Here is a 26,280-nt window from a genome sequence, read left to right as displayed (position 1 = left end):
AAGTTAGCGCGCTCGTGACAATTTGCCACGAGCGACCGAAGTCGCAGAGACAGCGTGAGGTTGCGGCCATGAGCGGCTGGCGAGCAGCTGCCAGCTGCTGACAGCCGCCGATCGGCCTCCGCGATGCGCGATGGTCATGTGCGCGGTGGACGGGCGGCGCTGACCTCGTTCATGCCGAAGAGCAGCTTGTCGACCTTGCACTCGACGCTGTCGAGCGCTCGAACGATGAGCATGCGGGCCACATCCGTGCGCGAAACTTCGAGGCCGGAGTCGCGAAGTTGCTGCGCACATTGGTCGACACGCGCGGTCAATTTTGCCGAGAGGCGAAGGGAAAAGGGCTTTTTTTCTTTCATGGGTCTCCTAGCTGCAACCAGTTTTGGGAACCAGACACCTCAAGGGTCTACGTGCTGCGCGCGCGTTGGCTGGCCGCATACGCGGCGATACGCAGATGGTGCACGAAGCCAACGGGCTCGAGCCCGCGGCCGGATCGGAATGGGGAAAAGCGCAACGCCGATTGGTCGATGTCGATAGGCTGCTCCAGTCGCAATTCGGCAATGGGCTCCCAGCGGCGCCGCCACACCGGTAAATCGAGCTTGCGTACTTCCAGAGTGTACACGGCCTGCCGAGAGGCCACCGCCCATGCAAGGTGGTCCTCTCGTGACACGTTGCGATCGTTCCGCAAGCGCGGGGAGCGCGCCCGGATCTTCACGCGCCCCGCGAAGTCGCCTTCGAAGGGCGATACGCCGTGAAAGTGATTCCAGAGATAGCTCTTTACGTTGGTGGCCAATGGCGCAAAGGGCAACGTGAGCGGAAAGCGGATGGTCGCCAAGAGCAAGTCCTGATCATCGCCCCTTGGCTCGGTGGTCACCCGTGGTTCGCGCACGAAGCGTACCGCCATACCCAGTGCATCGCGCCACGGTTTTTCTCCCCGCCACCACGCACTCGACAAGCGAACGATGGCGGAGCCACCGAGGCGCTCCGCGATCCGGCGAAGCTCGGGACTGTCCGTGCACGGGCTCACGCTGGCTCGGTACATCCGGCCATCGGGATGAAACATGCGCGCATGGCGAATACGGCTGATGGTGGCCGTTAGCGGCGCGAGCAGCATTCCCCCCACGTCGCCGGCACGTTCGGCCCATCGAATCTTACGAGAAAAGGTCATGCCCGTACGGCAGCACACGATATGCCAACCTTCGCATTGCCCGTGCTCGGTTCGAGGCTTGTGCTCCGTCGACGGTCGATGACATCATCGCCACCATGGCCTCCCCTAACCCGCCGCACAAAGCCGACAGCCACGACTTGATCCGCGTCCAGGGTGCGCGAGAGAACAACTTGAAGGACATCAGCGTGGAGATCCCCAAGCGGCGGCTGACCGTGTTCACCGGCGTCTCGGGGTCGGGCAAGTCGTCGCTGGTGTTCGGCACCATTGCGGCGGAATCGCAGCGGCTGATCAACGAGACCTACAGCACCTTCGTCCAAGGATTCATGCCGACCTTGGGCCGGCCCGAGGTCGACGTGCTCGAAGGGCTGACCACCGCGATCAGCGTCGACCAGGAGCGCATGGGCGGCAACCCGCGCTCCACGGTCGGCACGGCGACCGACGCCAGTGCGATGCTGCGGGTGCTGTGGAGCCGCCTTGGCAAACCACATATCGGCTCGTCCAATGCTTTCTCCTTCAACGTCCCATCGGTCCGCGCGGCGGGGTCGATCACCGTCGAAAAGGCGGGAGGAAAGACCGAGAAGGTCATCTTCAACCGCGCCGGTGGCATGTGCCCGCGATGCGAGGGCATGGGATCGGTGAGCGATATCGACCTTTCGCAACTGTACGATGACAAGAAGTCGCTCAACGAGGGGGCGCTCACGATTCCCGGCTACAGCATGGAGGGCTGGTATGGCCGCATCTTCCGCGGCTGTGGCTTCTTCGACCCCGACAAGCCGATTCGCAAGTTCACCAAGAAAGAGCTCCACGATCTGCTGCACAAGGAGCCGACCAAGATCAAGGTCGACGGCATCAACCTGACGTACGCAGGCCTGATCCCGCAGATCCAGAAATCGTTCCTGTCCAAGGACGTCGACGCGCTGCAGCCGCACATCCGCGCATTCGTGGAGCGAGCGATCACCTTCGCCACGTGCCCCGAGTGCAAAGGCACCCGGCTCAACGAGGCGGCCCGGTCGTCGAAGATCAAGGGGATCAACATTGCCGACGCCTGTGCGATGCAGATCAACGAGCTGGCCGAGTGGGTGCGCGGTCTGAAGGAGCCCTCCGTCGCGCCCCTGGTGGCGACGCTGCGGCACACGCTCGACTCGTTCGTGGAGATCGGGCTTGGTTACCTCAGCCTCGATCGACCGTCGGGCACCCTGTCGGGCGGTGAAGCCCAGCGCACGAAGATGATCGGCCACCTCGGCTCGTCACTCACCGACGTGACCTACGTGTTCGACGAGCCGACGATCGGGCTGCACCCCCACGACATCCAGCGGATGAACGATCTGCTGCTACGGCTGCGCGACAAGGGCAATACCGTCCTCGTCGTCGAGCACAAGCCGGAGACCATCGCGATTGCCGACCACGTCATCGACCTCGGCCCCGGCGCAGGCACCGCCGGTGGCGAAGTGGTCTTCCAGGGAACCCTCGAGGGGCTGCGGGCCAGCGGCACACTCACCGGGCGGCACCTGAGCGATCGCGCCTCGTTGAAGCCGTCGGTGCGCAAGCCGTCGGGGGTGATGAAGGTGCGCGGCGCCAAGACGCACAACTTGAAGGGCGTCGACGTCGACATCCCGCTCGGTGTGCTGGTGGTGGTGACCGGCGTGGCGGGATCGGGCAAGAGCTCCCTCATCCACGGTTCGGTGTCCGACCGCGACGGTGTGGTGTCGGTCGACCAGACGCCGATTCGTGGCTCGCGGAGGAGCAACCCGGCCACGTACACCGATCTGCTGGAGCCAATCCGCAAAGCATTCGCCAAGGCCAACGGCGTCAAGCCGGCCTTGTTCAGCGCCAACTCCGAGGGCGCCTGTCCAACGTGCAACGGTGCCGGCGTGATCTACACGGACCTGGCGATGATGGCCGGTGTCACCACGGTGTGCGAAGATTGCCAGGGCCGGCGGTTCCAGGCGGCGGTGCTCGAATACCGACTTGGAAAGCTGAACATCGCCGAGGTGCTGGATCTTTCGGTCCAAGATGCGGTCGGCTTCTTCGGCAATGGCAAGGCGCATACGCCGGCTGCGCATGCCATTCTGCAGCGCATGGCCGACGTGGGGCTCGGCTACCTGCGGCTCGGCCAACCGCTCACCACGCTGTCGGGCGGCGAGCGGCAGCGTCTCAAGCTCGCCACGCACATGGGGGCCGACGGCGGTGTTTACGTGCTCGACGAGCCGACCACCGGCCTGCACTTGGCCGATCTCGAGCAGCTGCTCGGGCTCTTGGATCGGCTGGTCGACTCCGGGAAGTCGGTCATCGTGATCGAGCACCACCAGGCGGTGATGGCGCACGCCGATTGGATCATCGACCTCGGCCCAGGCGCAGGCCACGACGGCGGACGCGTCGTGTTCGAGGGCCCTCCCGCCGACCTGGTGGCGGCGAAGTCGACGCTGACCGGCGAGCACCTGGCGGCCTTCGTGGGCAGCTCCGCCCGTGCCCATCGCCGCGCCGAACGCGACACCCGGACGGATCGAGAAGGAAAGCGCGCATTGCGCTAAAGGCTGAGCAACCGCACGCCCATGTGGCACTTTTGCTGTGTCGCGCGGCGAAGAGCGTCGGCGGATACCTTGAGATGTCGGGCGTTTCGCCGGCGTTTCTGCGGGAGCGTGCGCGACCACGGATTGGCTTGCTTTGTGCTGAGGTCTTCGACCGGTGCTTCGACGAATGAGCTGTGTCGCAGAAGTGAAAATTTGGACCGCGTGAGCAAACTTTCGAAAACCGTTCTTCCGTGAAAGATGGTCGCAATGCAAAAGGCGGGTGAAGTGTCCTCGACGCGGAGGGGCGGCGTTGCACAGAAGAGCGAGCAGCAACTGCAGGACGCGCCCAACGGTCGACGCTCCGAGGGAAAGTTCGCGGGCATCCGAGTGCTCGTGATCGACGACGAACGCGATAGCCGTCTCGTCATGGAAATGTTCTTTCGCCTCCGCGGTGCAACGGTCCGCACGGCGCCATCCGCCAGCGAAGGAAGGCGCATGCTGGAGATTTTCAAACCGCACTTGATCGTGAGCGATATCGCCATGCCGGGCGAGGACGGGAATCAATTCCTCCAAAGCATCCGAGCATTGCCGATCGATCGCGGAGGCCGTACGCCGGCCATTGCCATGACCGCGTTCGCGTACCCGGAAGACCGGCGAAGGGCTCTCGAATCCGGATTCAACGTTCACCTGGCAAAGCCCGCAAACTTCGAAGAACTCTTCCAAGCCGTGCACGACCTGACCGCCACCGCCGAATCCTAGCTCGCATTAAACGCCGAAGGCCCCTGCTCGAGGAAGCGGGGACCTTCGTGGTAACACTGGGTGGGCGTTCGATCAGTCGATGGTGAATTTGAAGTACGTCTTGGGGAACGGCTCGTTCCGCAGGGTGAAGTGCCACCACTCTTCGACGAGGCCCTTGAACCCGTACTTGTCCATCATGCTTCGAAGCAACATGCGCGTCGCGCGCTGAGGGCCCGTGAGAGCCGGATTCTCGGGGTGAGCAAGCAGATCGAAGCAGTCGAACCCGGTACCGAAGTCGAGGCTATTGTCCTTGAACCTCTGGTCGGCGGGAAGCGTGCATTCGCGGAGAGCATCTCCGCTCTTGTAGACTTCTTGCTCGCCAGCCGGCAACGCGACGATGGTCACGTCCAGCGTGCTCCCGCGCGTGTGTCCGGACTTTTCGGCAATGTAGCCATCGCGGAACAAGTTCGCCTTGTCCACGGTGGGGTAAAACTCTTGCCGCATCTTCGTGTCGTTGAGATCCTTCGCCCATTCGACGAAGTGATCCACCGCACCCTGCGGGCGATAACAATCGTAAACCTTGAGCGAAAGGCCCAAGGGCCGCAGCTCGGTCTGCACCTTCGCCAATGCGGTTGCGGCCGGCCGGGTGAGGAGGCATTTGGCGGCGTTGTAGCCGCGCACCGGCGTGCCCAAGAAGTTGTGATCGGTGATGTATCGCATCTCCACGATGATCGTGGGGTCGACTTCGGCGATGGATACGAATGCCCAGGAAGGAAAAATGCTGGCGTCTTGGATTTGGCTATCCATCGCGCCGTCGGTGGGCCCCGCGTTTTCGCTTTCCTCGTCACTCCCGCAAGCAGGCAAAAAGGCCGCGGCGGCAAGACCCGTCAAGACGATCGAAGCAAGATGGAGACGAAAGCTGCGGCGCGTCCTTTCCATGGACACCCTCCTTGTGATGTTTCGAGTAATACTTTGGCTTTAATTATCAGGCTGGACCGATTCGCGCGAATGAAATACGCATCAGCGCATTGGCGTGATTCGAAGTTCGGTGTGTTCTTTCGGGCAGTGTAGGGCAATCGTGCTCTTGGGAGCCGTTGCGCCGCGTCATCTCCACCACGCCGAGCGCTTCAAAAGTGCCCGATGATCGTCACGCCGCCCGGCGTTAGTCGCGCCGTCGTTTCCGAAGCCGACTTTTCGGACTTGTGAAGCGTCAAATAGAGGGCAAGGCCACCGGCGAGCAGCGCCGATGCGGCAATCACGTCGGTCGCAATGGATAACGTGCGCGTTTTGCTGCGCGCATCGTCGACCTCCGAGCGGGTAATCCCGTGTCGATCGAGGGTGTCTTTCTCGTCGGAGCGCGCTTTGAGCGCGAGATAACCCGTCACACCAGCTCCAATCGCGAGTGCGCCGGTCGCGCCCCACGCGATGTACGCGGGTAAGTTAGCACTTTCTTTGCCGGAGTCCGATGCGTGCGGCGGCTCGATCAACTCCAGACGCACCTGGGAACTCTCGCTTCCCACGAAGACAATGGACTTGGTCGCAGGGAACATTCCCGCCTTCGTGGCGGAGACTTTGTGACGGCCTGGATTGACGAGAATCTTGTCGGCCAGCGGTGCCTGCCCAATGGCGACGTCATCGATGGTGATGGCCGCACCGGGCACATTGGTCGTGATGGTCACCGTCGCGATGTTGGGCTTGAGATCGGCAATCTGCGCGGTCACCGCGGTGCGCCGCTCCTCGGCGATTTCGTCGCCGCCCTCCAACAGATAGCGCTGAAAATTGCGAAGCGCCTCGGCGTAGTCGTGTGTTGCCTCGTAGCATAGTCCAATGTTGTAGAGGAGGCGGTAGCTAGGTGCGAGCTCGTAGGCGCGTTCGAACTCGGCGCGCGCCGCCGGGGCGTTGCCCTCTTCATAGAGCTTCATCCCGCGGTTGTATCGGACGCGCGCCTCCTCCATCTTCGTCCCTTGCCAATTGCGCGGAGCTTGTTGACCGGGAGGCTCCTGGGCGAAGCCCACACCCGGGGCGGCAGTCATGACCAGGGCGACGGCGAAGGCAATCCGGCGTGAATACGTTTTCATGACGATATCGACCTTCCTCGTTACTTGAGACAAGACGCCGTGGCGCCCCCTGGAAATGTCCGCTGGGTGCGATCCCAGGTCATGCTGCTGAATTTCCACTCGAGACCGGTCGCAGCCGACGTGGACTTCTCGAGGCAGACCACCGACGTCTCTGTGGGCGAGTCGCCCGAGCTCATGTCGAAGTCGAGAAGCGAGTAGACGCCCTGGAGATTGACGTTCTGCCCGCTTGCCAGGCGCTGCTTGACTTGGGGAGTGTCCGTTTGCCCCACGTAGAATGGATCGCCGGAGGTGAGTCGCGAGATCCCCTCGGCAATCGACTTGCCGGTGAGGGTGGGATTCTTCTGCGCGGCCGCGAACATCGCGTAAATCATCGTGTAAATGCCGTCGTACTCGACGGCGTAGTTGTTGAGGCCCGAGGCCACCGGGTCTTCCTTGGGGTTCTTGTAGATGGCCTGGTAATTGATGATGAAGTTCGAATACGTCGTCGCATTGGGGGGCGACTGATCGACGGCCACGATGCGCTGCCGGAGATCCTCACGCCGCACGGAATCGGTAATCGTGTTGAGGTACGCCGTTGCCCGCTCGATGCTCGGCGGCGAAATGATGTAGAAAGGCCGGTACCTCGTTTCCGTCCAGAGGCGTTCCACGGCAGGTCCGATCCCCTTCGGGCGCGGTTCCACCGCCTCCCAGAGATCTTGCCCTTTGTTCGTGGCCACGATGATATTCGGCTTGAACTGGGCGATGTCGTTGGCGGTGGGTGCGAGATCGACGTTCTGATCGTCGTTCGACGACGTGTGGTTGAAGCGCTGGAAATTCCCCTGCGCCTTGTTCTGCGCGGCATCCTTGCCGTTGTTGAATCGAATCTCGTTCAGAACGGTGTCACCCGACGAGCTGAACACGACGCCCGTGCTGGTGAGGAGCGCCACCTTGATGTCTCCCTGCGGGGGATTCGTTCCTGCGCGAAGTTTGGCCTCGACGATGGGCACGAGCGCAGCTTGTGCGGGGGCCTGGACCGTCGTGGGAGAACTACTGCGCCAAACGAGGCCATTGTCATCGAGGGTCGAGATGAGCGGCGAGAAGGAGAGATTCGGCATCAAAAACACGCCCGCGGGGCGGGTCAGCTCCGGCTCCACGACATTCACGACGCTGGTGCTGTACGAATTGGAGATGATCGCCTGAATCCCGAGATCATCGATGATGTGCTTGTACGAGCGCCGCAGACGGTCGTATTCACCTTCGCCTTCGGCCTGTGACTCGTCACACTCGAGGCCGATGACCGGACGCGGAACGTTGTTCGGGCCGCCCGGCAGCCCCACGAGGGAACGATTCAACTCGTTGACCCCCATTTCGATGATGTTATACGAGATTTTCTGGGCTTCCGCCTCGGAGCCCGACTTCAATCCGGTGAATGCAAACAGCACCGCGTTGTCGCGCATCTTCGCATCGTGCGGAATGAGCGTATTGCATTCGGCGGTGAACACGGGAACGCACGGGCCGCCCGGTTTTTTGCAGATGGACGGGGCGCCATTGTTCGACGCCGTGCATTTCTCGTTGGACGTACAGCCCGCGATATCGCTGTCGACACACACATTGTCCGTGACGGAACAAATGGACCGTGCGAACGCCGCACCGCGCTTGGTGCAATCCGCGTCGGTCGTGCATTGCTGTTTATCGTCGTGGAGCAAGACCGTGCAGCCAGACGAGCTCGCTGCTGCTACGAGAGCAAAAAGAACCAGCGAAACGAACGTGTGTGTCCGCAATTTCATGTTTCAGTTCCCATATGCATCATGTCCAACGAAAACGAAGTAGAGACGCGAATAGAGAAGTAGAAATACACACCGGCCTGGCGAGTTACGAGTACTTTATGACCGCATGTGCGAGCGCGCATTTCGCGCCATACGAAAACTCGATAACTATCGTTTCCAGGGATCTTCTTTGTCGAGCGCTTTTTGCTGATTCGGTAACGCCGTCGCAGCGGGTCGCGATGTCGGCGCGGGTGCGGTGGGCGCCGCGGTCGGCGGAGGCGCCGCGGAAGGAGCAGCAGGCACGCTGGGCGATGCGGTCGTGGGCGAGGCAGCCCGTGTTTTTGCGGCAGGCCGCCATTGCGGGGAGGAGCGACGCTCCCTTTCCAGGCTCACCTCGACATGAACGCTCGCCGCACGAAACGACACGGACAACGTCTTGGACGCGAAGCCATCCGCTTCGACGCGGACGGAGTGATCGCGGCCATCCTGAGGGAAAGTGCCATGCAATTTCCCCTGTACGCTCCCCGGCACGCGCGGCAACAAGGTGTCGTCGAGGAAAACTTGCGCCTGGCTCGGCGAGACGTCGAACGTGACCTCGGTCTCGGCTTTCGGCTCTGCCTTTTGCTCCGGCTTCTGCACGGAGTCCACGGCGGCCGCGCTCGGCGGAGACGTCGTGGCCGACTGCGGGGGCGCTGCCGGGGAGCGCGCGACGAAGGCCGCGACCACCACGCCAATGGCGATGACGATACCCGCCCCCGCGATACCCCAGTTGGTTCGAGCGGCGGGTACATGGGCCGTGAGCGTCGACGCCGACTTGGCGTGTTCCATTTCGACGATGCCGCTGGCCGTCTCGAGGCGCGGGATCTGTGTCAGCTGCGTGAACCTGGGGTTCGTCTGCGATGCGGTCGCGAACAATTGGGCTTCGATCGCAGCCCTCACCTCTTTGCGGCGCGCGGCAAAGAGATGACTCACGAGGGCCGCCACGTCCGTGTAGGTGGCCCCGCCCAGGGATGTGAGCAACGCTTGCAGATCCGCGTGCAATTCGGCCGCCGTGGCATAGCGATCTTGCACGTGCGGGGCCATGGCCTTGCGGCAAATGCGAACCAGCTCCTCGGGGGTGCCAGGGAGCGGTGTAGGCAACGGGATTTCGCGCCCCGCAAGGCGCTGGAGCACTTCCATCTCCGTGACGCCCGACCAAAGACGCTTGCCGCTAATGAGGCGCCATAGAATGGCCCCCACGGAGAAGATGTCGGCGCGGCGATCGATCCGGTCGGGAACCACGATCTGCTCGGGCGCCATATAGGCGATTTTGCCCTTGATGGTGCCGGCTTCCGTGCGACTTTTGGAGTCGTTCGCCTTGGCGATTCCAAAATCGAGCAGTTTGATCGCGCCGTCGTAGGTCACGAAAATGTTCTGCGGCGACACATCGCGGTGGATGACGTTCAGCGGCGTGCCGTCGAAGTCATTGTGCTCGTGCGCGAAATGCAGCCCTGCGCAGGCATCGGCGACGATGCGCAACATGATCGGAAGCGGGCGCTTGTTCTCGGGGATGCGGCGCAGCAACTCGTCCAAGCTGTGCCCCTCGAGATACTCCATCGCGAAGAAGTACCGCTTGCCGTCGAATCCGACCTCGTTGGTTTGCGCAATGTTCGGATGATTCAGCCGCGCCGAGAGCTTGGCTTCATCGAGGAACATCGTGCAGTAATCCGGGTCGCCCGCCAACTCGTCGCGGAGGAACTTCAGCACTTGCAACTTATGAAAGCCGCCGGGACCCTCGATGACGGCCAGCACGACGTCCGCCATTCCACCGCGCCCAAGCTCGAAAATAAGCCGATACCGCGATGCGTTGGGCGATGGAGAGGTGGGACCGGTCGGCGCAACGGGCACCAGCGACGCCGGGCCGTTCGGCGCCGAGTCCCTAGCCATCTCCCCAGCTTGCTTCAACATATCTCCCAAGCCGCCAAGATGTTAGCACATCCCTCCGGCCCGCAAACATGTTGCGTTTTCCTGAAAGTGAATGAGAAGCATCCGTTCGCAGTGGGGATTTCCGCGAATGGCGCGACAAAAAGCGCTGCAGAATGATCGAAATGCGCTCGGTCGGGTCCCGACACATTGGTAGGAGGTTTACCTCCCATACCAGGTTGACGACGGGTCGGTCGTCTCGCGAAATCGCTCTTCCAATCACCGACCTGCACGAAAGGCAAGTGTCTTTCGTCGTTCGATATCGAGATTGGCAGCGCGATCCAATACGACAATTCGCGCCATCCTTTCCGGCAATCTCGAATCGGTCGGCGACGCCGGGGCCACGGAACGCTCGTTTGCGCAACACGGGAAGGCAGCGATGTCGCACGAACGAAACGGGCTGGACGCAGCGTCGCGGAAGGCCCGTCAGTGTCCGCAGAGGAAACCCAAGGTGAGGTAAGAGCCACCTTGTTGGCATTTGCCGGAAATGCATCGACCGGCACCACACGAGATGCCGTTGGAGCAGGGTTCTCCGACGGAAAGCAGTGGGGCGCACTTGCTCGTGTCGGGATTGCAGTACGCATCCAAATCGCACTTAATCGCGTTGGTCACACGGTCACAATGGCTCCCAACGGCGGCGCGCGCCACGCACCGGCCGGCGTTGCACGAGGCCGAATTCTCGCAGTCGCCATCGCGAACACACGTCCCACCGACGTTGGACAAGGCGACGCACGTTTTGCTCGCCCCATCACATCGCAAGCCTTGTGCGCGATCGCAGAGGTACGCCCTTGCAGGCTTGATGTCGTCGTTGAGTTCCCGACGGCGGCCCTCCATATACCCCACGCACGGGGTGGCCCCCAACGCTCCAACCAACTGAATCTCGCAAACTTGCTTGCGGGAGTCGGAGGAGAAGGCGCAGGCCACGTGCCCCTCGGTGGACGGAGCACACGCCGCGTCGGTGTTGCACTCTTCGCCGGGCTGCTTGCTTCCGCGCACCTCCAGAATCGCGCAGGAGGGGGTGTCCGCGAGATCCTCGGCGCAAAAATTCGAATGCGCGGTGGCCGCGCGGAGATCTGCAAGGCACGTATCTCCCGCGCGACCGTCGAAGCGCCCCGCATAGTTGCTCTCGACTTGGCCACGGCACGTGGCCTCGTTGGCCTGGGCTCCCACGGTTTGACAGCAAGGGCCGACCAACGCGCAGTATTGCAGCGCAAACTCGGCCACGGAGGCCGTTTCCGATGTCGATGCCGGACAACCTGCCGCAAACGGTAGAATGAGCGCCACGAGTGTCGCTGGGATTCGCCTGGCGCCTTTCGATCGCCGCGTTACGGAGCGTGAAACTTGGTTCACGGCACCTCTGCCAGCCTCGTCGCACGGAGGAGCGGACGTTCCGGGCGTGGGGGAGGATTCCGTAAGGCGATTCGAGCGATGATTCGAGGTTTCGAGTTCCATGGGCGCGCCGCTATCGCACGACTCGTACCAGCGGGGTATCGTGGCGCCTTTCGATCCATGAAATCCACGCGTAGCCATACCCCTCGCGAAGCCCCCGATGCTCGGCGTGAAGGCTTCGTTCGCGTACGGGGGGCGCGCGAACACAACCTCCAGAACGTCGACGTCGCGATCCCGCGTGACGTCCTCGTGGTCTTCACGGGCGTGTCGGGATCGGGCAAGTCGTCCCTCGCCTTCGGTACCCTCTATGCCGAAGCCCAAAGGCGCTACCTCGAGTCGGTCTCGCCCTATGCGCGGAGGCTTTTCCACCAGATGCCCGTGCCCGACGTGGACGAGATCGACGGGCTGCCGCCGGCCGTGGCGCTGCAGCAGCAACGGGGCACCCCCACCACGCGCTCGTCGGTGGGCAGCGTCACCACCCTCTCGAATTTGCTCCGCATGCTCTATTCGCGCGCGGGAACGTACCCGGCGCGCCAGCCGATGCTGTACGCCGAATCCTTTTCCCCGAACACGCCGGAGGGCGCATGCCCCAAGTGCCACGGGCTCGGGCGCGTGTACGAAGTCACCGAGCGCTCGATGGTGCCCGACGACTCGCTCACCATCCGTGAACGCGCCATCGCCGCCTGGCCGCCCGCATGGCACGGCCAGAACCTGCGCGACATCCTGGTCACCCTGGGGTACGACGTCGACCGCCCGTGGCGCGAGCTACCGAAGAAGGATCGCGACTGGATCCTCTTTACCGAGGAGCAGCCCACCGTACCGGTCTATGCGGGCCGCACCCCCGCCGAGACGCGCCGCGCGCTGAAACGCAAGGAGGAACCGAGCTACCAGGGCACGTTCTCGAGCGCCCAGCGGTTCGTGCTCCACACCTTCGCCAATACGCAGAGCGCACTCGTCAAGAAGAGGGTGTCGCAATACCTGGTGAGTGGTGACTGCTCGCGATGCCATGGCAAGCGTCTGCGCGCCGAGTCCCTCTCGGTCACGTTCGCCGGCTACGACATCGCCGAGATGTCGCGATTGCCCCTCCGCCGGCTCTTCGCGCTTTTGCAGCCGTATGCCGACGGAACGGCACGGTCCCTCGAGGCACTGCGGCGCGACCACCCCGAGAAGGGCATCGTCGCACAGCGGATCACCGAGGACGCCGTATCGCGATTGGAGATCCTCCTCGATCTGGGGCTCGGGTATCTCACCCTCGACCGCGGAACGCCGACGCTCTCGCCGGGGGAGCTGCAGCGCCTGCGCCTTGCGACGCAGGTGCGTTCCAACCTCTTTGGCGTCGTCTACGTGCTCGACGAACCGTCGGCCGGCCTGCATCCCGCCGACACCGAAGCGCTCCTGCGCGCGCTCGATCGGCTGAAGACGTCGGGCAATTCGCTATTCGTCATCGAGCACGAGGTCGACGTCATCCGGCACGCCGATTGGATCGTCGACGTGGGACCGGCCGCCGGGAGCAAGGGCGGGCACGTGCTGTACAGCGGCCCGCTACCGGGATTGGCCACCGTGGAGCACTCCGAGACCGCGAAGGCCATCTTTCCGAAGCACGGGCCGACGCGGCGGACGCCTCGCACGCCGCAAGGCTGGCTACGGCTTTCCGGCGTCACGCGCAACAACATCCGAGGGCTCGATGTGAGCTTTCCCCTCGGCGTCTTCACGTCCGTGACCGGCGTTTCCGGTTCCGGCAAGTCGAGCCTCGTCAGCCAGGTGCTCGTCGAGCTGGTGACGGGTGCACTTGGCCAAAAAGTGGAAATCGAAGTTGCCGAGGGCGAGGCCGCGCTCGAGCATCCGGTCCCGTCGGCCGTCGAAGGACGCATCGAATCGGGCATGGACTGGGTGAAGCGCCTCGTGGTGGTCGACCAGAAGGCCATCGGGCGCACGCCGCGCTCGAACCTCGCCACCTACACGGGCCTTTTCGATCACGTGCGCCGGATCTTCGCCGCCACACCCGCCGCCCGGGCGCGCCGCTACGACGCGGGTCGCTTCTCGTTCAATGTCAACAAGGGCCGCTGCCCCAATTGCCAGGGCGAGGGCTTCGTGATGGTCGAGCTCTTGTTTTTGGCCAGCGTCTACAGCGCCTGCCCCGTCTGCAATGGCACACGCTACAACGCCAAAACGCTAGAAGTGAAATGGCAGGGAAAGAGCATCGCCGACGTCCTGGCCCTGACCGTGGACGAGGCGGCTGCCCTGTTCGAAAACGAGGAGGCCGTCCGCCGCCCCCTCACGACCCTGCAAGAAGTCGGTCTCGGTTACCTGCGCCTCGGCCAGCCGGCCACGGAACTGTCAGGTGGCGAGGCGCAACGGATCAAACTCGCCACCGAGCTGCAGCGCCCGCAGCGCGGGCACAACCTCTACGTACTCGACGAACCGACGACGGGGCTCCATCCCACCGACGTCGACCGGCTCCTACGGCAACTCGACGGCCTCGTGGAGTCGGGCAACACCGTGATCGTGGTGGAGCACGATATGAAAGTCGTCGCGTCGAGCGATTGGGTGATGGACATCGGACCGGGCGCCGGCGAAGAGGGCGGCACGGTGGTCGTTGCCGCACCACCGGCCCAAGTGGCCGCAGCCCACCCGACGCAGAGCTGCACGGCAGCGTATCTGGCGCAATACCTGCGCAAGGCGTAGATCGCGGCGGGCAAATCTGCCCCGCAGCACAAGTCTGCCTCAGGTCGTCGGACGCGGAATGGGGAGCGTTCGATCGTCGGCGAACGATTCCGGCGTGCGACATCACGGCCCGGGACTTGCGAGTTCCCAGATCGCGTTGGCAACGTGAACGGTCGTGAAGCTCATTGCGGGCGCCGACGCAGAAATAGAAAGGAGCGTCTACGGTCATGAAATATGGAATTGCGTGGTTGCTCGGAGTCCCCCCCGTGCTGATTGGTTTATGGTTCTTGATGAATCATTGCTAGTTTCGCGACGCACATCAAACTGAATGCGCCGGCGATCGGCTTGACGTGCAACGGGATCGAAGACGCCGCACGTGCTGCATGGCGGTGCCCGCCGGCATGAATGACGGAGGAATCGTTTTGAAATCGCTAGAGGCTATGATTGCCAGGGTGGAGAGCGCTTCGGGTCCACCCTTCGCGGACATCCGAGTTCACGTCGCGATCGCACGAACGCTGCTGGACGAGGTGGAGCGCCAGATCCCTCCGTCCGCGCAAACTCGAATCGCCACGGAACAATTCGTCGAGGAGCTCGCCCGACTGGGCTGCCGCATTCTGGAGGCCGCCACCGAGCTTGCCCGCAAGCTCGATGGGCCATCGGAAACGAGTCAGGCCGAAGGGACTGGCGGCGCGAGAGGTGCGTAGGGAAGGCGCATGAGCGTCCATCCCGGCGCACCACGGAAACGGAAGCCATCGAGAGAACTCAGTCGTCGTCTGCCTTCGCGCGGCGACGGCCCTCTTCTTCGGCCTCGCGCAACTCCGCTCCCTCGTCTTCCTTCTCGAGCGCACGCTCCGCGTCCTCCGCGGCCTTGGCGACCTTGCCCGAGCGCACGTAGTCCTCGGTGGCCCGATTGTACTTCCGCGCGGCGGTGCGGTTGCCCTCACCTTCGTTCGCTTGTCGTGAACCTTCGTTCGTGTCCCGTGGATTCGATTGCGATTGCGATCCACTCTGCTTTTGAGACTGATTCTGTCCTTGTGATTGATTCGACACGGCATCCTCCTTCCACTCATATTTCGCTGCATTCGCCGTGCCCAGCGCGTTGATTCGTTTCAATTCCACTTTCGCATGCGCATGCAGTAGACTTCGCCGCGCACGGATAAATTTCTCTCCAGAAAGAGGCGAATGGGCGCCGTTGGCCTCGTTGGGCCGACGTCGTCGACGTCACCATGGGAAGACCGAAGGAAGTCACGGATGAACGGATCGTCGCCATGGCGCGACGTTGTTTTCTGGAGCGTGGGGCGGGCGTGTCGGCGGCGGAGATCGCGCGCGAGCTCGGGGTAAGCCACACGACGATCTTCAACCGATTCGGCACGAAGGAGGGGCTCATGCTCGCCGCCCTCGGGCCTCCGCGGGTGGTTCCCTGGGTGGCGACGCTCGACGCCGGGCCGGACGAGCGCCCGATCCGCGAACAACTCGTCGAACACGCCAAGGTGGTATCCGCCTATTTCGAAGACCTCCATGCAGGCCTGTCCGTGTTGCAGGCCGCCGGCATCGCCCCCACCAAGGCCTATCGCGGTCGGAGTGGGGAGCCCGCCCCGGTGCAGGCATTCCGCGCGCTCACCGCCTGGCTCCGACGCGCGCAGCGAGGTGGGCGCCTCGCAAAGTGCGATGTCGAGGCGCTGGCCTCGACGCTCCTCGGCGTGCTGCACGCCACGGCATTCGCCTCCCGCCTCAGCGGACAACCGATCCCGCCCTCCGGCGGCGAACGCCTCATCGATCGAATCATCGACTTGTTGTGGAACGGTATCGGTGGCGTCGAGCGGTGAAGGACCGAATCTAATTTCGAATCTCGAAGTATCCTCGATGAGGATTGCAAGCTCGAATAAGCAAGCAATGGGCAGCGGGTCTGGCACTCCCTGGTTCCAGAGGCCTTGCACTGTCCGACAATGTGAATTGAGAAGTGCCGAAGCACAGTAGCGTCCAAACCACATCGCGGCCCCCCGCGCGCAGTTGCACCGCACGAACGGAGAATTGCATGCGCACATCCACCGTCATCCTTTTTGGGATGGTTCGATCGAAAGGTGTCGTTTAGGTATGAATGGCGAACGGCGACACCCGGGGGACGGTTGGAGCTCGATGACGTCCCTGCGCCATTGTATTCTCGGAGAAAAGATCCACGAAAACGACAGTGTGCTGATCTATCGTGGGCGCCGCGCGTCCGACGGGCGCCCCATCGCCGCCAAGGTCCTGCGAAGCGCGTACCCCACCGCGCGGGACATTGCCAAGTTACGGCACGAGTATACGATTCTAAGTACGCTATCGCTCGACAACGTCGTCCGCGTTCACGACCTCGAGCAGGACGACGGCCGCTTCGCGATCATCATGGACGACGTGCCGGGCGACTCGCTCGCGCACCTCCTGCGGGCGCGACGTCTTTCGTTCGAGCAGTCGCTAGGCGTCGCGTGCTCCCTGGCCGGTGCACTGGCCGCAATTCACGGGCAAGGAATCCTGCACAAGGACGTCAAGCCGTCCAACGTGCTCGTCGATCCGAGCACCTTTCCGAGCGCCATTCGCGTCACCCTGATTGACTTTGGTATCGCCACCCGGCTCTCGCAGGAGGCCCGCGGCGCCGAGCCACCCGGCACGCTCGAGGGCACGCTCGCGTACATGGCCCCCGAACAAACGGGACGCATGAACCGCGGCGTCGATGCGCGCGCCGATCTGTATTCGCTCGGCGTGACGATCTACGAGCTCTTCGCCTTCGCGCTGCCCTTCGTCTCGGCCGATCCAATGGAGCTCGTACACAGCCACATCGCGCGGCTCCCACGCGCCCTGCACGAGGCGGCGCCCGAGGTGCCGCGTGCGGTCTCCGACATCGTGATGCGCCTCCTGCGCAAGGTGCCCGAGGAGCGCTACCAGAGCGCGGCCGGTGTGAAGGCGGATCTGGACGCGTGCCTCGCGCAGTGGCGCACCACCGGGACCATTGCACCGTTCGCCCTCGCGGCCCACGATCAGAGCGGCGATCTACGCATTCCGCAAAAGCTGTATGGCCGCGATGGCGAGGCCGCCGCGTTGCTGGTGGCCTTCGATCGGGTGGTCGCCGGGCGCCCGGAACTGCTCCTCGTGGCGGGGTATTCGGGGGTTGGCAAGTCCGCGCTGGTCAACGAGATCCACAAGCCGATTGCGCGCCGTCGTGGCTATTTCGTATCGGGCAAATTCGATCAATTCGATCGCAGCGTCCCTTATGCGCCCATCACGCATGCGTTCCGCGAGCTCGTGCGCCAAGTGCTCACGGAGCGTGACGAGGCGCTCGCGGTATGGCGCCAGAGGCTCTCGAGTGCCCTCGGCAGCAACGGCCAGGTCATCGTCGACCGCATCCCCGAGCTCGAGCTGGTGATCGGCGCGCAGCCGGCGGTCCCCGAACTCGCCGCGGCCGAGTCGCAGAATCGTTTCGTGTTGGTGTTCCAGAATTTCGTCCGGGTCTTCTGCTCGGGCGACCGTCCGCTGGTCGTCTTCCTCGACGACCTTCAGTGGGCCGATCCGGCGTCGCTGCAATTGATTCGGCATCTCTTGACCGATCCCGAGGGCGGGCATTTGCTCCTCATCGGCGCCTACCGCGACAACGAAGTGGGCCCGGCGCACCTCCTCGAGCTCACCCTCGCCGAGCTGCGGACGGACGGCGCGGCGAGCAATCGAACGAGCAGCATCGCGCTCGCACCGCTGGAGCTCGGGCACGTGGCCGAGTTGCTCGCCGATACCCTGCGGTGCACCCGCGAAGACAGCACACCGCTCGCGCGCGCCGCGCTCGACAAGACCCAGGGCAATCCGTTCTTTCTGACCCAGTTCATTCGCTCGCTCCACGAACGTGGTCTCGTGGCCTTCGATACCAACGCGCGCACGTGGACGTGGGATCTCGGCGCCATCGATCGCATGATGGTGACGGACAACGTCGTCGACCTCATCGTCGAGAAGCTGCGCCGGCTGGGCCCCGAGACGCAGCGTGTGCTCACCTACGCGGCGTGCATCGGCCACAGCTTCTCGCTCGCGCTCCTCGCCGAGCTCGACGAGCGTCCGCCGGCCGACGTCGCCGCGGATCTCTGGGATGCACTGCGCGAAGGGCTCGTGTTGCCGCAGGACGCCGAATACCGCTTTTTCGACGGGCCGGCCCCCGCCCCCGCGCGTGCCGAAACCGCCGACGGCACCCTCGACGTGCGCTATCGCTTTTTGCACGACCGCGTGCAACAAGCGGCCGACTCGCTCGTTGGAGACGAAACCCGCCGCGCGCATCATTTGAAGCTCGGACGCCTGCTGCGCGGCAAGCTCGAACGGCAACGTGCCGACGAAGCGCTCTTCGAGGTCGTGCGCCACCTCAATTTCGCGGCCGGCGACATCACGTCCGAGGACGAACGCATCGACTTGGGGCGTTTGAACCTGACGGCGGCGCGCCGGGCCAAGGCCGCGACCGCGTACGCCGCGGCGGCCGCCTTCGCGGCGTCGGGCATGGCGATGCTCACCGAGTCGAGTTGGAAGAGCGATTACGATTTGGCCTTCGCGCTGTACACCGAACGCGCCGAATGCGAATACCTCATTGGCCAATTCGATGTCGCGGAGCCGCTGTTCGATCGGCTCCTCGCGCGCGCGAACAACAAGCTCGAGCGCGCCCGCGTGCACAACCTGCGCATCGTGCTCTACACGACCCTGGGCAAGTTCGCGGACGCCATCGACGTGGGACGGGCGGGCCTCGCGGTCTTCGGCATCGACATGCCCTTGATTGGCCCCGCGCTCGACGCCGCACTCGGCACCGAGCTGACCGACGTCGAGACCAACCTGGGGACGCGCCGCATCGGCGATTTGGTGGACGCACCGCTCCTCACCGATCCGGATCGCCAGGCGGTGCTGCGGCTCTTGATGAGCCTGATCTCGGCGGCATATTTGACGCATCCCACGTTGCTCGGATGGGTCATCGTCAAGCAGGTCAATATCTCACTTCGGTATGGGCACTCCGACGTCTCGTCGTGCGGCTACATGATGCACGGGCTCGTTTTGGCGGGCGTCATGGGCCGCTACGAGCAGGCGCAGGAGTTCGGACGGCTCGCCCTCGCGCTGAACGAACGATTCAAGAACGCCGACCTGACATGCAAATTGAATTTCATGTACGGCGTGTTCCTGTTTTTCCGACAATCACTGCGAACGTCGCTGGAATACTCGCAGCGCGCATACGCTGCGGGGCTCGAGTCGGGTGATTTTCCGTATTTGTCCTATACGTGTTACAGCCTGCTCATGGGCAAGCTCGGACTCGGCGTGCCGCTCGAAGAGCTGGTGCCGGAGACCGACCGCTTCCTCACGCTCATGGGCCGCACGAAGGATGCGATGGCCACCGCGTTCCTGCGCGTCGGCCGGCAGATGCTCGCCAACCTGCGCCATGAGACCCACGGCCCCGCGCCCGACGCGCTCGACGACGCTTCGTTCCGCGAAGAGGGGTTTGCCGCGCGGATGGTCGAATCCGGATTTCTGCTCGTCGTACTCTGGTATTACATCGTCAAGCTGCAATTGCGGTTCATCTACGAGGATTACGCCGGCGCCCTCGAGATGGCCGAGCTCGCGGAGGCGAACAAGGCAAGCAGCACGGGCCACTTCTTCAAGACCGAGCTGCCGTTCTACGCGTGCTTGACCGCCGCGGCGCTGCTGACGGACACGCACACCGAGGACGCGCCGCGCTACCGTGCACTGCTCGAGACCAACGCCGCCGAGCTTGCGACCTTCGCCGAGAACGCCCCCGAGAACTATGGCCACAAAGACCGCCTCGTCGCCGCCGAGTGTGCGCGCCTCGAGGGGGAACACGGAAAGGCCGCCCAGCTGTACGACGAGGCGATCGCCCTCGCGCAGCGCAATGGGTTCGCGCGCGATCACGCCCTGGCCAACGAGCTCGCGTCCAAGTTCTACGCGGCGCGCGGGCGTACCACGCTGGCGCGCGCGTACATGACCGAGGCGCACTTCGGCTATACCCGCTGGGGCGCGACGGCGAAGGTCGAGGATCTCGAGCGACGCTATCTGCATCTGCTGTTGCGATCCGACGTGGCCGCCGAGTCGGCCGGCGTGAGCAGCAGGCACACCACGAGCAGCAGCCGCTCGACCACGGGCGATGTGCCTGGCTCGGGGCGGCTCGACGTGGCGACCGTGGTTCGCGCGGCGCATGCCATCTCCGGCGAGCTCGTTCTCGATCGCGTGCTCGATCGCCTGCTGCGCATCGTGCTCGCCAACGCGGGCGCGCAGCGCGGCTCGTTGCTGCTGCAGCGCGACGGCAAGCTGCTGGTCGAGGCGGTGGCCACGGTGAACCCCGACGTCGTGCGCGTGGGCCTGGCCTCGGAAATCGGCACAGCGAGCGATCTGGCCACCACCGTCGTGCACTACGTGGCGCGCACGCGCGAATCCGTCGTGCTCGACGACGCCAGCACCGACCCACGGTTCACCGACGATCCTTACATCGCCTCGGCCCGCCCGCGTTCGCTGCTCTGCGTTCCGATGGCGCATCAGGGTCGGCTCACGGGTTTGCTCTACCTCGAGAACCGCCTGGTCACCGGCGCCTTCGACCGAGCGCGCGTCGACCTCCTCCAGGTGCTCTCGGCGCAGGCGGCCACCGCTGTCGAGAACGCGCTCCTCTACGCCGCCACGCAAGCGGCTACCGCGCGCCTCGCGCAGGCCAACGAGACGCTGGAGCAGCAGGTCGCGCAGCGCACCGAGGAACTGCGCAAGACCGTGGCGGATCTCTGGAGCGAGATGGACCTCGCGCGCAAGATCCAAACGGTGCTGCTTCCAAGCGAGCCCGCGCTCTCCGGCTACGACGTGGCGGCGGTGATGGTCCCCGCGTCCGACGTGGGCGGCGACTACTACGACGTATTCCGCGCCAGTGGCACCGAGTGGGTCGTCGTGGGCGATGTCTCCGGTCACGGCATCACGGCGGGGCTCATCATGATGATGGCCCAAACCGCGGTGCGGGCGCTGGCACAGAACCTCGGCACGGGTGGCGCACCGCCTGCGCCATCGGAGGTCCTCGCCGCGGTCAACGCCGCCATATGCCGCAACCTGCGCAAGATCGGAGATGGGCAGTACATGACGGTGACCGCGTTCCGTTTCGACGGCGGGACGGACGGCGCCGTGTGGTACGCCGGCCTGCACCAGGATCTCCTCGTGTACCGCGCCGCGAAGGGCACGGTCGAGGTCATCGAGACTACCGGTGTATGGCTCGGCGTGCTCGACGACATCCGCACCTTGCTCCCCGACGCGCGCCTCGTACTCGAGCCGGGCGATGCCTTGCTGCTCTTCACCGACGGCCTCACCGAAGCGAGACGCGACGGAGGACTGCGCGGGGTCACCCGCGTCGTCGAGCACTTGGCCGCCGCCGCGCCGGTGACGCAAAGCGCGCGCGATCTCGTGCAGAGCGTGATGGATGGTCTCGAAGGGTGGGAGATCTCGGACGACGTGACGGTGGTGGCCATCCGGCGCACCGGCACTGCGCATGGTGGTAACGGCGCGTGAGCGAAACGTGCATCGAGCTCGATCTTCTGCCCTCGCCGGGGTGCTGGGCCAAAATCCGCGAGCTGCGCCAGCGGGTGAAGCGCTTGATGGCGAGCTACGACGAGGACGTGCAGGACGCGGCGGTGATGACCGCGTCGGAGCTCCTCGAAAACGCGCTCAAATACGGGGTCCCGGTCGAGGGCACTTCCGCCGCGCGCTTCGAATTGCGCCTGGACGGCGGCGCCTTGACCATCGCCACGACCAATGTCGTCGACTCCGACGCGGACGGCACGGCGCTTCGCGAGCGCATCGAGCGCATCATGCGCGAGCCCGACAAGGAGGCGCTCTACGTGCAACGCCTCCAGGACTTCGTGGACGCCTCGGCCGTGGCAGGTGGCTTGGGGCTTTACCGTGTGGCGTTCGAAGGTGCGTTCGATCTGCAGTGCGCGACGGGGAACAAAATGGTGGTAGTCACGGCAAGGCGGGCAGTGCCATGAAAGAGGTCGAGACATTCGAACGCGATGGATTGGTGGTGACGCTCGCCGTGAACGACGAGGACATGACCATCACCTGGCGCGGCACCAGCGACGATCGGAACCCGCAGGTGTTCCTCACGCCACTTTTGAACCGCCTGGCCACACGCGCGACCGGCAAGCGCGTGACGGTCGACTTCCGGCCCTTCGAGTACATGAACTCGTCGACGGTGGGGCCGATCATTGCCTTCATCAAGGCGCTGGACGGCCGTTGCACCCAAGCCACGCTCCTCTACGACACGTCCCTCTCTTGGCAGCGGGTGAACTTCCGCTGCATGCGCACCATCGCGCGAACGTTGAAAAACATCCACGTCGAGGGAACCTGAACGTTCTGTCCGGAGCGCGCGAGCCAATGACCAAGGCGTGACCCACGCCCGAGCGCTCCTCGGCTACTCGAAGGCCCATGAACGTCTACTCCTTGGAGCGCCCACTCGCCTGGAGCCGTGCGTACAATCCGTTCTATTCCGGACGCAGCGGAATTCGAATCCGCAGCACGCCTTCCGGTCAGGTGCGCCTGCGACACGAAGGCGAAGGCTCCCGGACCATCGTATTCGTCTGCGATACACCTGTATTCATCGAACACTACGATCGCCTGTTCGAGCTACTTTCCCCTCGATTCAAAGTTCTCTGTCTCGAGCTACCCGGTATGGGCTTCTCGAAGCCGGTGCGGAATTTCGACTACAGCCTTCGCAGCCAAGCGCAAGCCGTGTGGGAAGTGTTGGAGGCAGAGGACGTCGAAGAATGTATCCTTTCTTTCTCCTGCGTCGGTGCGTACTTGGCACTCATCGTAGCATCGATGGCGCCGAGCATCGTTCGTGGGGTCGTGAGCATTCAAGCCCCGAGCTGGGAGCAGGAACGTGCCTGGGCTCGCCGTATCGATTTTCGAGGACGCGGTTTGGTTGCGACACCGGTATTGGGCCAGCTGCTCCTGCGGGCCGGCAAGCGGAAGATCGCAGAGCGATGGTTTCACTCCACGCTCGGTAAGGCCGCCAATAAACAGCAGTTCGTCGACACGGCGATCGGTGCATTGGACGCGGGCTCACCTTGGGCTCTGGCGTCGATGGTGCAAGCGTATTTCTCGCATGCTACCCCGACGTTTCCCACGGTGCAGCAAAAGTCATTGGTCATCTGGGGCGGTGGGGACGGCAGCCACCGGAAAAGCGATCCCGAGTCCGCGATCCCCTACTTTCGCGAAGCCCGCTTGATGCGCTTCGAGCAGGCGGGCCACTGCCCCGATCTGGAGGAGCCGCAGCGCTTCGCCGAAGCGCTAGCGTTGTTCTCGGCGGAACTCTAATCAACCTCTTCCCGAAGGGACGCACTGTCGTGCTGCCCTTTTTCCGTGCGAACACGCATTGACACGCGCGCCTACACATCGAACCACAGGCACGGTTCTCCGCTGGCCGCGGCCTCGGAACCGGCGCCTAATGAGTCATGAAGCACCGCCAGCGAGTTTCGAGGGAAATCCGGAAACATGGGCGCTTGGCAAAGCTTCTGTTCAAGGAGCGGCAAACCTTGATCGATCAATGGCTTCAGCGGGTTCTCGACGATCCGGACATTCCCACGGCCAACAAGCTCGCGCGCCCCGCGCTCGAGGATAGCATCCCCACGCTCATCGATCGCATCATCGAGAAGTTCGAGACGCACCATCTGGCGGGAGAATCCGAGATCAGTGGTCGCCACACCGTAGATACGAAGGAGCTCGGGACCACGCACGCGCGCCACCGTTTCGATGTCAACTACACTGCGGAAGAGACCACCCGCGAATTGTCGGTTTTTCGTGAGGTTCTTCTCGAGTTCTGCGACGCAAACTCCATCGTCCTCGCCCTCGACGAATCGAAGTTGCTGCATCTCGCCATCGACGAAATGATGGCGGCGAATGCCCATGAGGTCGAGCAGGCTGTCTTCAGTCGAAGCGAACAGGTCATGGCCATCGTCGCACACGATCTTCGCAACCCGGTTCACATCGTCGACGGATACGCGCAGCTCTTGAAGACACACTCGCCAGTGGATGCCGTCGCGGTCGGAGAGGCGATCGAGCGAAGTACCAGGCAGATGGCGCGCCTCATCGAAGACTTGCTGGCCATGTCCGAGCTCGAACCGGGGCATATGTCGATCACCCAGCAGTGGGCCGATGCACGCGATCTCGTAAAGGTGGTACTCGAGCAGTTCCGGCATGCGGCGAATCGAAAGCGCATCGTCATGATGAGCGATCTGCCGGAAGACGAGGTGCCCATTGAGTGCGATCCCGTTCGTATCGAGCAAGCCATCGGAAACGTCGTCTCGAACGCCCTCAAGTTTACTCCGCCAGGCGGCCGTGTCTGGGTGGCGCTCGAGCGTACGGATACCCATGTCATCTTCCGCGTGCTCGATACCGGTCCAGGGATTCCTCCCGAGCAACGAGATGAAGTTTTCCGTCCGTTTTGGCAAGGTGACAAAATGGATCGCCATGGTGTCGGCCTCGGACTGGCCATCGTTCGGGGAATCGTGGAGGCGCACGGGGGAAGCGTCGCCGTCGACGGCACGGCGGGGGGCGGCGCGACGATATCCATCCTGCTGCCCAGCGGGGCGCACGCTCGGTCGAGCAAATCGTTTGCTATCACGCGGCGGAGCGTGTGACTCGATGGTCGGCGCCGCGCGCAGCGCGTTGGATGATGGCGATGACGGCTTTTTCCTCGGCCTTCGCGCGAAGCACTTGGCCGAGCCAGCCATCGGTGAACGCTTCGAAGACTGCGGGGTGGACGTAGCACTTGCGACACACCGCGGGGGTATTGCCGAGGTGCGTCGCCACCACTTTGACGACCTCGGTGATGGCCTTCTTGGTCGGCTTCGTCGTCACCGTAGCAGCGAGCTCGCCAAGAGCACGCGCGGCCAACACCGTCCCCGCCCAGGTGCGGAAATCTTTCGCCGTGAAGCCATTGCCGGCGATGCTGCGGATGTACTCGTTGATATCCGCGGACTCGATGGTGTGACGCTCGCCCGCTTCGTCCACGTATTGGAAGAGCTCTTGCCCCGGCAGCTCGCTACACTGTGCGACGATGCGCGCGAGCCGGCGATCTTCCACGTCGATGACATGCTCTTTTCCGCTCTTTCCGCGAAAGTGAAACGAAAGCCGCCCTCCGTCGATGTCAACGTGACGTCCGCGCAATGTCGTCAACCCGAACGAGCCATTGGTCCGAGCATATTCCTCGCTGCCCACCCTGATTCGCGTGATCTCCAAAAGACGAACCACCGTCGCGAGGACTTTTTCGCGATGCAGCCCGCGCTGGGCAAGGTGCATGTCGACGGTCTTCTGGATCTTGGGCAGGGCGCGCGCAAAGGCGACGAGCTTGTCGTATTTGCTTTCATCGCGCACCTCGCGCCAGCGCGGATGATAGATATACTGCTTACGACCTTTGGCGTCGCGCCCCGTGGCTTGAATATGCGCATTCGCAATTCTGGCGATCCACACTTTGCTCCAGGCCGGTGGAATCACCAGGCCGCGGATACGCCGAAGCATCTCGGGATCGCGCACCGCGGAACCGTCGGGGGCCACGTAGCGCGCCCCTTTGCCACAGCGAACGCGCCGTATGCCGGGTGATGAGTCGCTCACGTACCGCAAACCAGCGGCCTTGGCGGCGTCCAATGCCTCGAGGACGACCCCGGATACGCGCGAGGGTGTGTTCGACACGAAAGACCCGAATGCATTGGGCGTACCGACTCGAGGTCGTCGCAGAACCATGCGCCCCAAAGGGCAGAAGTGCCACAACGCCGCCCAAATGACCGTGAGCCCCGCTATAGCCATTTCAATATTCCATTTTTTGGATTGTGAGCGGTGCGTCACCCTTCTCGGGAGCATTTGCCGACGACACGTGAAGGGTCCCTCGACGGCGGCTGAGCAAACGCACACCCGTGTGGCATTTTTGCTGTACCGTGCGGCGATCAGCCAGCCGCGGCCTTTCGGATACCGCTCGTTTTCCGCGGTATTTCTGCTCGACCGTGCACACG

At 63.7% G+C, this 26,280-nt stretch carries 19 protein-coding genes; 10 read left to right on the top strand and 9 right to left on the bottom strand.

What is annotated here, in order from left to right; all coding sequences use genetic code 11:
- Positions 1-134: 134 nt before the first annotated feature.
- Positions 135-353: a hypothetical protein gene (locus tag LVJ94_06140; protein ID WXB06812.1), complete on the bottom strand. Its 219-nt coding sequence runs from the start codon at positions 351-353 to the stop codon at positions 135-137.
- A gap of 47 nt (positions 354-400) precedes the next feature.
- The gene (locus LVJ94_06135; GenBank protein WXB06811.1) at positions 401-1,162 is read right to left on the bottom strand and encodes a hypothetical protein; all 762 of its coding nucleotides are present in this window, start codon (positions 1,160-1,162) and stop codon (positions 401-403) included.
- A 95-nt stretch (positions 1,163-1,257) separates the two neighbouring features.
- Between LVJ94_06135 and LVJ94_06130 the strand changes: the two genes are divergently transcribed.
- Together LVJ94_06130 and LVJ94_06125 are read left to right on the top strand one after the other, a co-directional pair.
- Positions 1,258-3,693: an excinuclease ABC subunit UvrA gene (locus LVJ94_06130; protein WXB06810.1), complete on the top strand. Its 2,436-nt coding sequence runs from the start codon at positions 1,258-1,260 to the stop codon at positions 3,691-3,693.
- A 246-nt stretch (positions 3,694-3,939) separates the two neighbouring features.
- On the top strand, positions 3,940-4,431 hold the full coding sequence (locus LVJ94_06125) for a response regulator (GenBank protein WXB06809.1): 492 nt from the start codon (positions 3,940-3,942) through the stop codon (positions 4,429-4,431).
- A 72-nt stretch (positions 4,432-4,503) separates the two neighbouring features.
- Here LVJ94_06125 and LVJ94_06120 read toward each other — a convergent pair whose 3' ends face one another.
- The 5 genes from LVJ94_06120 to LVJ94_06100 all read right to left on the bottom strand — a co-directional run bounded on the left by LVJ94_06120 (position 4,504) and on the right by LVJ94_06100 (position 11,419).
- Positions 4,504-5,349 (bottom strand): M15 family metallopeptidase, encoded by an 846-nt coding sequence (locus LVJ94_06120; protein ID WXB06808.1) that lies wholly within the window; start codon positions 5,347-5,349, stop codon positions 4,504-4,506.
- Positions 5,350-5,537: 188 nt separating this feature from the next.
- On the bottom strand, positions 5,538-6,488 hold the full coding sequence (locus tag LVJ94_06115) for a PEGA domain-containing protein (protein ID WXB06807.1): 951 nt from the start codon (positions 6,486-6,488) through the stop codon (positions 5,538-5,540).
- A gap of 20 nt (positions 6,489-6,508) precedes the next feature.
- Positions 6,509-8,254, bottom strand: coding sequence for a hypothetical protein (locus LVJ94_06110; GenBank protein WXB06806.1), 1,746 nt, complete (start codon positions 8,252-8,254; stop codon positions 6,509-6,511).
- 147 nt (positions 8,255-8,401) lie between these two features.
- Complete coding sequence (locus tag LVJ94_06105; protein WXB06805.1) at positions 8,402-10,159, bottom strand: serine/threonine protein kinase; 1,758 nt, start codon at positions 10,157-10,159, stop codon at positions 8,402-8,404.
- A gap of 462 nt (positions 10,160-10,621) precedes the next feature.
- A complete protein-coding gene (locus tag LVJ94_06100; GenBank protein ID WXB06804.1) occupies positions 10,622-11,419 on the bottom strand; it encodes a hypothetical protein in 798 nt (265 codons plus the stop codon).
- A gap of 285 nt (positions 11,420-11,704) precedes the next feature.
- Here LVJ94_06100 and LVJ94_06095 point away from each other — a divergent pair, with 285 nt between their 5' ends.
- Together LVJ94_06095 and LVJ94_06090 are read left to right on the top strand one after the other, a co-directional pair.
- A complete protein-coding gene (locus LVJ94_06095) occupies positions 11,705-14,269 on the top strand; it encodes an excinuclease ABC subunit UvrA (GenBank protein ID WXB06803.1) in 2,565 nt (854 codons plus the stop codon).
- A 431-nt stretch (positions 14,270-14,700) separates the two neighbouring features.
- Positions 14,701-14,952 (top strand): hypothetical protein, encoded by a 252-nt coding sequence (locus LVJ94_06090; protein ID WXB06802.1) that lies wholly within the window; start codon positions 14,701-14,703, stop codon positions 14,950-14,952.
- A gap of 58 nt (positions 14,953-15,010) precedes the next feature.
- Here the strand turns inward: LVJ94_06090 and LVJ94_06085 are convergent, their stop codons facing one another.
- A complete protein-coding gene (locus LVJ94_06085) occupies positions 15,011-15,298 on the bottom strand; it encodes a hypothetical protein (GenBank protein WXB06801.1) in 288 nt (95 codons plus the stop codon).
- A 218-nt stretch (positions 15,299-15,516) separates the two neighbouring features.
- On the opposite strand from LVJ94_06085, the gene LVJ94_06080 reads away from it, so the two are divergent.
- The 6 genes from LVJ94_06080 to LVJ94_06055 all read left to right on the top strand — a co-directional run bounded on the left by LVJ94_06080 (position 15,517) and on the right by LVJ94_06055 (position 24,912).
- Positions 15,517-16,074 (top strand): TetR/AcrR family transcriptional regulator, encoded by a 558-nt coding sequence (locus tag LVJ94_06080; GenBank protein WXB06800.1) that lies wholly within the window; start codon positions 15,517-15,519, stop codon positions 16,072-16,074.
- A gap of 364 nt (positions 16,075-16,438) precedes the next feature.
- Positions 16,439-21,784, top strand: coding sequence for a trifunctional serine/threonine-protein kinase/ATP-binding protein/SpoIIE family protein phosphatase (locus LVJ94_06075; protein WXB06799.1), 5,346 nt, complete (start codon positions 16,439-16,441; stop codon positions 21,782-21,784).
- Positions 21,781-22,260 carry a hypothetical protein gene (locus LVJ94_06070; protein ID WXB06798.1) on the top strand — a complete coding sequence of 160 codons (480 nt, stop codon included), beginning with the start codon at positions 21,781-21,783 and terminating at the stop codon, positions 22,258-22,260. The genes LVJ94_06075 and LVJ94_06070 overlap by 4 nt, the downstream gene beginning before the upstream one ends.
- Positions 22,257-22,622 (top strand): hypothetical protein, encoded by a 366-nt coding sequence (locus LVJ94_06065; GenBank protein WXB06797.1) that lies wholly within the window; start codon positions 22,257-22,259, stop codon positions 22,620-22,622. The genes LVJ94_06070 and LVJ94_06065 overlap by 4 nt, the downstream gene beginning before the upstream one ends.
- 77 nt (positions 22,623-22,699) lie before the next feature.
- A complete protein-coding gene (locus LVJ94_06060; protein ID WXB06796.1) occupies positions 22,700-23,590 on the top strand; it encodes an alpha/beta hydrolase in 891 nt (296 codons plus the stop codon).
- Between the two features lie 908 nt (positions 23,591-24,498).
- Complete coding sequence (locus LVJ94_06055) at positions 24,499-24,912, top strand: ATP-binding protein (protein WXB10688.1); 414 nt, start codon at positions 24,499-24,501, stop codon at positions 24,910-24,912.
- On the opposite strand, the gene LVJ94_06050 is transcribed toward LVJ94_06055, so the two are convergent.
- Complete coding sequence (locus tag LVJ94_06050; GenBank protein ID WXB06795.1) at positions 24,893-25,963, bottom strand: DNA topoisomerase IB; 1,071 nt, start codon at positions 25,961-25,963, stop codon at positions 24,893-24,895. The two genes, LVJ94_06055 and LVJ94_06050, sit on opposite strands and share 20 nt — an antisense overlap.
- Between the last annotated feature and the right edge of the window lie 317 nt (positions 25,964-26,280).

This window comes from Sorangiineae bacterium MSr11367 (assembly GCA_037157805.1).
Classification (GTDB): domain Bacteria; phylum Myxococcota_A; class Polyangia; order Polyangiales; family Polyangiaceae; genus Pendulispora; species Pendulispora rubella.
The sequence above is the reverse complement of the archived record's forward strand: the minus strand, read 5'-3'. Positions and strand labels throughout refer to the sequence as shown.

What these genes read in the sequence shown, in the direction of transcription:
- LVJ94_06105 (WXB06805.1), bottom strand. Translation starts at nt 10,159, where the DNA reads ATGGCTAGGGACTCGGCGCCGAACGGCCCGGCGTCGCTGGTGCCCGTT.
- LVJ94_06065 (WXB06797.1), top strand. Translation starts at nt 22,257, where the DNA reads ATGAAAGAGGTCGAGACATTCGAACGCGATGGATTGGTGGTGACGCTC.
- LVJ94_06140 (WXB06812.1), bottom strand. Translation starts at nt 353, where the DNA reads ATGAAAGAAAAAAAGCCCTTTTCCCTTCGCCTCTCGGCAAAATTGACC.
- LVJ94_06060 (WXB06796.1), top strand. Translation starts at nt 22,700, where the DNA reads ATGAACGTCTACTCCTTGGAGCGCCCACTCGCCTGGAGCCGTGCGTAC.
- LVJ94_06130 (WXB06810.1), top strand. Translation starts at nt 1,258, where the DNA reads ATGGCCTCCCCTAACCCGCCGCACAAAGCCGACAGCCACGACTTGATC.
- LVJ94_06055 (WXB10688.1), top strand. Translation starts at nt 24,499, where the DNA reads ATGAGCGATCTGCCGGAAGACGAGGTGCCCATTGAGTGCGATCCCGTT.
- LVJ94_06110 (WXB06806.1), bottom strand. Translation starts at nt 8,254, where the DNA reads ATGAAATTGCGGACACACACGTTCGTTTCGCTGGTTCTTTTTGCTCTC.
- LVJ94_06115 (WXB06807.1), bottom strand. Translation starts at nt 6,488, where the DNA reads ATGAAAACGTATTCACGCCGGATTGCCTTCGCCGTCGCCCTGGTCATG.
- LVJ94_06120 (WXB06808.1), bottom strand. Translation starts at nt 5,349, where the DNA reads ATGGAAAGGACGCGCCGCAGCTTTCGTCTCCATCTTGCTTCGATCGTC.
- LVJ94_06135 (WXB06811.1), bottom strand. Translation starts at nt 1,162, where the DNA reads ATGACCTTTTCTCGTAAGATTCGATGGGCCGAACGTGCCGGCGACGTG.
- LVJ94_06080 (WXB06800.1), top strand. Translation starts at nt 15,517, where the DNA reads ATGGCGCGACGTTGTTTTCTGGAGCGTGGGGCGGGCGTGTCGGCGGCG.
- LVJ94_06125 (WXB06809.1), top strand. Translation starts at nt 3,940, where the DNA reads ATGCAAAAGGCGGGTGAAGTGTCCTCGACGCGGAGGGGCGGCGTTGCA.
- LVJ94_06095 (WXB06803.1), top strand. Translation starts at nt 11,705, where the DNA reads ATGAAATCCACGCGTAGCCATACCCCTCGCGAAGCCCCCGATGCTCGG.